Origin of the sequence: Actinomyces stomatis (genome assembly GCF_031292835.1) — a bacterium.
Lineage (GTDB): Bacteria > Actinomycetota > Actinomycetes > Actinomycetales > Actinomycetaceae > Actinomyces > Actinomyces stomatis.
Genome location: NZ_JASPEP010000044.1, coordinates 1 through 6,568 on the forward strand (window position 1 = coordinate 1; position 6,568 = coordinate 6,568).

Consider the following 6,568-nt stretch of genomic DNA (forward strand, 5'->3'; position numbering starts at 1 on the left):
CTGTGCCGCGCGCCGGCGCCCTGCCGACCCCCAGCCAGCAGGCCCAGGCCGCCAAGGACAAGACCCTCACCTCTCCGGCCGCCATCGAGCTCGCCCGCCACGCGCTGGAGGAGGTCACCGACCCCATCACCGTCGGCGAGTACCTGGCCGCCGTCCCCGACGCCGAGCGCCTCGTCACCCACCTGTTCGACTGCACCCTGAGCGGCTACCGCGGCTGGCGCTGGGCGGTCACGCTCAGCCGCGTCCCGCGCGGCCGCACCGCCACCGTCTGCGAGATGGGGCTCCTCCCCGGCGAGGAGGCCCTCCTCGCACCCGCCTGGGTCCCGTGGGCCGAGCGCCTCGAACCCGGCGACATCACCCGCTCCGACCGCCTGCCCCGCAAGGAGACCGACGAGCGTCTCGAACCCGGGTGGGAGGCCACCGGTGAGGACGCCGACGCCGTCGCCCTGGACCAGCTCGACCTGGGTCGCCCCCGGGTCCTGAGCGCCCAGGGCGTCGCCAGCGCCGCCGAGCGCTGGTACGGCGGCGACCACGGCCCCGACGCCGAGGGCGTCCGCAAGGCCCACGCCACCTGCTCCACCTGCGGCTTCTTCCTGCCCATGGCCGGCGCCCTGCGCGCCATCTTCGGCGTGTGCGCCAACGAGTGGGCCCCCGACGACGGCAGCGTCGTCTCCCTGGACCACGGCTGCGGCGCCCACTCCGAGACCGACCTGCCCGACCAGGGCCCGGAGTGGCCCATCAACCCCTCGCGGGTCGACGACCACCTCATGGTGCCGCTGAGCACCAACGGGCTCGACCTGCGCGAGGGCCACAGCATCGCCGAGATCGCCGCCCAGCAGTCCGACGACGTCGACGGTGAGCCGGGCGGCGCCCCCGCCGAGGACGCGGCAGACGCGCCCGGTCAGGGAGCCGATGCGGAGTCGTCGGCTCGGGACACCGACGCCCCGGCCGATGCTGACAGGGCCGCCGCCGACTCCGACGGCGCCGCTGACGAAGCCGCCGGCGCTGACGCCTCAGGCACTCAGGCCGAGGCCGGCGCCTCTGGTGCGGATGCCACCGCGCCCGCAGCGGAGGAGCGGCCGGAGGCATCCGGGACGAAGGCTGGCAAGAAGTCGGGCAAGACTGAGCAGAAGCCCGCCGCGAAGCGCTCTCGCCGTGCGGCCACCTCGACGCGCCGCCGTCGTACGGCCGACTCGTCGGAGGAGACCTCTGAGGCGCGCAGCAGCCGCCTGGTGGAGCTCGACCTGGGAGACCTGGAGAGGGCGACCGCAGCGGCGTCGGCCTCGTCGGCCCCCGATGCCGCGGTCGCCGCCGAATCCCTCGCGGCGACCGCGGAGCCGTCCTCACCGGCCCCCGCCGGCGGTGAGCCCAGTGACACGTCCAGCGAGCGCGCCGCCTCGGCCCGCGCCGCCGTCGCCGGTCTGTCCCTCGTCTTCGGGATCGACGTGCCCCAGGGCGACGCGGCCTCCGAGGCCACCGAGAACGTCGAGGCCGGCGCCTCCGCGGAGCAGACACCGCGGACCCTCGCCGAGCTCGAGGCCATCCTGCCCAACCGCTCCTGAAGCCGCGTCAGCCGCGGCCCGTCATCATGCCTCGGCGAGGCGCTTGGCGGTCGCCAGCACCTCATCGAGCATCGCCTCGGTGAGCCGACCGGTGAACGTGTTCTGCTGGCTGGGGTGGTAGCTGCCGAGCAGCGTCACCGGCCTGCCGTCGGGCCTGGTCAGCTCCGCCGTCGCCCCGTGGCCGAAGCGCGGCTGGGGGCGGGGGAGGGCCCATCCGGCCTCGCGGGTGACCCGCAGCACCGCGCCCCATCCGATCCCGCCCAGCGCCAGCATCACCTTGACCTCAGGCATGAGGGCGATCTCGCGGGCGAGCCACGGCGCGCAGGTGGCGCGCTCGACAGTCGTCGGCTTGTTGGCGGGCGGGGCGCAACGCACGGCGGCGCCCATGCGCGCCCCGATGAGCTGCTGCCCGTCGCCGGCCGCCGTCGAGGCGGGGGACGTCGCCAGGCCGGCCCGGTGGAAGGCCGCCCACAGCCAGTCCCCGGAGCGGTCGCCGGTGAACATGCGGCCGGTGCGGTTCGCCCCATTGGCCGCGGGTGCCAGCCCGACGACGTAGATGCGGGCATCCGCCGACCCGACGCTCGCCACCGGTCGCCCCCAGTACGGCTCATGGGCGAAGGAGGCGCGACGGCCGGTCCGGGCCACCTCCTCACGCCAGGCCACGAGCCGGTCGCAGGCACGGCACACCGTGATCCGGGCGTCGAGCGCGGGCAGATCCGACGATGCGCCGGCTAGGTGCGCCACATCGGCGGCCGATCGGGCCACGGGTGTGGCGGCAGTAGCGGGATCCTCGGGCCACCCGGTCCCGGGAGGGACCGGGGAATCGAAGAACGCTCCGGTGACGGGGTGCGGATCGGCCATGTCCTCATTGTGGACGCGTGGAGCGCACCATGGGCCGGCTTCTGTCACCGGTGATGGGCCGGCCCGCTCATCGCCAAGTGGCCCCGTAAGGGCCGACGGCGAGCCGCATCCCCCTGGGGTCGCGCACGAAACCGGCCTGACGCAAGAGGTCGCTCACGGTGGGCTCCAGCGCGGTGACCCGGTTGAGGGACTCCACCACTGTGCGGCGCCTGACCGCCGCGGCCCCTTGGCGCGTAAACATCCGCTGCCTGTCGGCCGCCAGCGCGGTTAGGGCACGCACCAGATCCTCGCGCTCGGACGTGTAGGAGATGAGGACCTTGAGGTTCTCCGAGGCGTAGAGCACCGGGGCGCCGCCCAGCACGACGACGCTCGCCCCCTGGCGCCGGACCGGCGGGCCACTCGTCTGCTCGCTGCGGTCCCGGGCCGACTCGCCGAGGCCTGCGGGCAGTACCGGCTCAGGCCACGGCACCCCGCGCCCGACGAGACAGGCCGGGTCCTTGAGATCGAGCACGACCGGTGTTGCCGCCGCGCCGCCGGGGTCGTGGCTGAGGGACCGCAGCCGGTCAACGCTCTCCCGCTCGGCGAACTGCACCGGCCCCAGGCCCTCAATGAAACCGCCGCGCAGAACCACCCCGGTCTCCTCCATGCGCCGCAGCACCGGCATGAGCGGCCCGAGCCCTCCCGCCCCGCCGAAGGTCAGGGCGAGGTCGCGGGAGACGACCCCGTAGCGGTCCAGCAGAGACTCCACCTCCGCGATCGCCCGCTCCTCATCGCCCGCCGAGGCGGAAGACAGCCTCACCCAGGAGGTGGAGCCCAGAACGGAGGACAACCGCCCGGCCGCTGTCACCTCCCCGGCGCGCGGCATCTCCATCATGAGGCGACGGCCCCGGCGGCTGCGCACCCGCCGTGAGGACGGTGCGGTGCGCGTCCCGGCGGCGGGCGCCAATGCCCGGCGCACCGGCTCGAAGGAGCGGCCCGTGGCGGCCCCCTCACGAACCATCTGCCAGAGTCCCTTCCCGGTGACGCCCGCTTCCCGGCCCTCCGGCGCCTCCGGCTCACCCGGGGCGGTCGCCTCCCCGGCGACCGGCGCCAGGGCGGAGTCCGTGGGGAAGAAGGCGATCTCGCCCGGAGCGGGGATGTCATCGGCCCCGGTCCTCACCTGGGTGGGACCGGACCGGGACGCGGCATCGCCGACGGGCCGCGCCTGCCAGACGACCTCCCCGGAGGCGATGAGCTCATCAAGCATGGCCGGCCGGTAGTCGGCCACGCGCGCGGGCAGCACCACCGACTCCCACAGGCCGGCCGGCAGCCACACGCCCTCCAGTGCCGCCAGGGCCTCCGCCAGGGCGTCGATGCCGCCGCCCGGCTCATCCAGCCCCGCCCGCTCCAGCACGAGACGCTGAAGAGCCGTGGGTGGCACCGGCGCGACGGCGGCCCGCGCCCGGGCCAGGGAGCGGTGGCGCACCCGGGTGAGAACCGCCGACTCCATCCACCCCGCGGCCCCCAGGTCCACGAGGGAGCCGTCCCCGGCCAGCTCGGCCAGGGCTCCCTCCGCCACCGTCGCCCCCAGCCCGAAGGCCAGCGCCACGCGCTGCGGCGTCACAGTCGTGTGGGTGCGCGCGTAACGCAGAAGCAGGTCGTTCAGCGGTGAACGGGCCGCCGCGGTCCGCTCGACAGCGCCACCGGCCTCAGCCCGCTCCAGCGCCCAGGTGGGGACCTCCGCTCCCAGGGCCCGCCGCAGATCCTGGGCATCCTCGACCCGGGCCCACAGCTCCCGCCCGCCGACCCGCACCGCGGCGGCTCGGTGCGCCCCGGCCAGCTCGGCAAGCGCCCGCCCGACCGTCCGCTCGACCTTGCGCTTGTCCCCGCGTTCGACGTCGTCGCCGGCCCCGTCCACGCCGTCGCCTCGCGTCTCCTCCCCCGGATCCCTCCGGTCGACGTCGGTGCACCGCTCGACCAGCTCGGCCGCGCTCAACGGACCCAGCTCACGCAGCAGGTCGGCGATCCCCTCGGCGTCGGCGCGCGCCCGTCGACCGGGAGCCAGGTGCTGGAGCTCGGCCTCCACCTGGGCCAGGACCTCGTCGTCGAGCAGATCCGCGACGCCGCCGTCGCCCAGCAGTGCGTCGAGCGCCTTGGGGTCCAGGGAGAGCAGCTGGGCCCGGCGTTCGGCGTGGGGCAGGTCCTCCTGGTAGATCAGCGTGCTCGCGTACCCGAACAGCAGCGGATGGGCGAAGGGCGACGGCTCACTGGTGACGGCCTCGACGACGCGCACCCGGCCGGAGGCGAGGCGCTCCATGAGGTCGGTCAGCGCGGGCAGGTCGTAGTACTGCTGGAGGCACTCGCGCGCCGCCTCCACGCTGACGGGGAAGTCCTGGAACTGGCGGGAGGCCTCGAGCAGCTGGCCGGCCTTGACCCGCTGCAGCCACAACGGCGTGCGGTGCCCCGGGCGGGCTGCGGGCATGAGCAGGGCGCGGGCGGCGCACTCGCGGAACCGGGCCGCGAACAGCGCCGTCGTCTCGATCCTGCTCCGCACCAGGGAGGAGATCTCCGCGGCGTCGAAGGTGATGAGCCCGGCCGTCGGGAGGCCGCCCTCAACCGGTGGGATCTGCAGGACGATGCCGTCGTCGGCCACGATGATCTGCGGGCGCACCCCCAGGAGCTGGTGCACCCGCTCCCGGATCGCCATCGCCCAGGGCTCGTGGACGCACCGACCCAGCGTGCTGTGGACGATGATCCGCCAGCTGCCGGACTCGTCCTCATAGCGCTCCAGGACCAGGGTCTCGTCCGTCGGCAGGGCGCCGGTGGCTCGGTACTGCTCGCGCAGCAGGGCCAGCAGGTTGCTGCGGGCATGATCATCCAACCCCGCCTCCGTGAGCCGCCGCCGCAGCGCCCGCTCGCCCTCCGACTCCCCGGCTCCCGCCTCCAACGGCAAGGAGGCCTGCGCCTGACGCAGGAAGACGCCCTTGGCGAGCCCGGTGGCCGCAGGTCTGCCCAGCCCCTCGCCCTTCCAGAACGGCAGGCGGGCGCTGCGCCCCTCGGCCGGGTCGACGACGACACGGTCCCCCGTGATCTGACGGATCCGCCAGCTCGACGTCCCCAGCGTGATGATGTCCCCCGGGCTGGACTCGTGCACCATCTCCTCGTCGAGCTCCCCGACCCGCCGCCGCCCGGAATCCTGCGCCCCCTCGGGCAGGACGACGGGGAACATGCCCCGGTCCGGGATCGTGCCCGAGGACGCCACCGCCAGCCGCTGCGTGCTGGGCCGGGCACTGAGCTCACCGGTGGCGCGGTCCCACACGATCCGCGGCGAGAAGTCCGCCAGGTCCGCCGAGGCGAAGCCACCGGACAGCAGCTCCAGGACCGAGTCGAAGGCCGAGCGCGGCAGCGAGGTGTAGGGGGCCGACCGAGTGACGGTGGCGAACCAGGCGTCGGCCGTCAGCCCACCCGCCACACTCACCGCGGCGACCGTCTGCTGGGCCAGCACGTCCAGGGCGTTGGACACCAGCTCCGTGCGCTCGATCGCCCCGGCGCGCATCCCCTCAGCGGCGACGACGGCGTCCACCAGGTGAGTGCGCTCCACGGGGTAGATGACGCCGCGCGGCCGCCCGCCCACCCGGTGGTCGGCGCGCCCCACCCGCTGCAGGCCCGCCGCGACCGACGGGGGCGGCGCCACCTGGAGCACGAGGTCGACCGAGCCGATGTCGATGCCGAGCTCGAGCGAGGCCGTGGCCACCACGCACCTCAGCTCACCCGCGGCCAGCTCCCGCTCCACACCGAGACGCTGCTCCTTGGAGACCGACCCGTGGTGGGCCTTGGCGATCACCGGGGCGCCCGCCGCCAGGGGCTCGGTGTGCGAACCGGTTCCCATCTCCCAGGACTCCCTGTGAACCGGCACCTGCGGCGTCGGCGCCGCCGCCCCGAGACGTGCGGCGTAGGCCTCGTTGAGGTGCGCAGTGAGCCGCTCGCAGGCACCCCGGGAGTTGACGAAGACCAGCGTCGTGCGGTGGGCCAGGACCTGGTCGAGGATCGCGTTCTCAAGGTACGGCCAGATCGAGGCCGACACCCGGGCGGGCACCCCCGCACCGGGCCCGTCAGCCCGCCCCGCCGCCATGGCTCGCCCCAGTGCCCGGTCGGAGCGCCAGGCC

Annotated in this window: 3 protein-coding genes; 1 reads left to right on the plus strand and 2 read right to left on the minus strand. The window is 74.9% G+C overall.

Annotation, left to right across the window (positions count from 1 at the left end; translation table 11 throughout):
* Positions 1-2: 2 nt before the first annotated feature.
* Positions 3-1,562, plus strand: coding sequence for a DUF3027 domain-containing protein (locus RIV12_RS12880; protein ID WP_309324397.1), 1,560 nt, complete (start codon positions 3-5; stop codon positions 1,560-1,562).
* 24 nt (positions 1,563-1,586) lie between these two features.
* On the opposite strand, the gene RIV12_RS12885 is transcribed toward RIV12_RS12880, so the two are convergent.
* Together RIV12_RS12885 and RIV12_RS12890 are read right to left on the minus strand one after the other, a co-directional pair.
* On the minus strand, positions 1,587-2,423 hold the full coding sequence (locus RIV12_RS12885; RefSeq protein WP_309324399.1) for a uracil-DNA glycosylase: 837 nt from the start codon (positions 2,421-2,423) through the stop codon (positions 1,587-1,589).
* Between the two features lie 67 nt (positions 2,424-2,490).
* On the minus strand, positions 2,491-6,568 hold a 4,078-nt coding region (locus RIV12_RS12890; protein ID WP_309324400.1), incomplete at its 5' end, for an Lhr family helicase.

Bases quoted from the DNA above. Each gene is read 5' to 3' on its own strand.
- RIV12_RS12885 (WP_309324399.1), bottom strand. From the start codon at position 2,423: ATGGCCGATCCGCACCCCGTCACCGGAGCGTTCTTCGATTCCCCGGTC.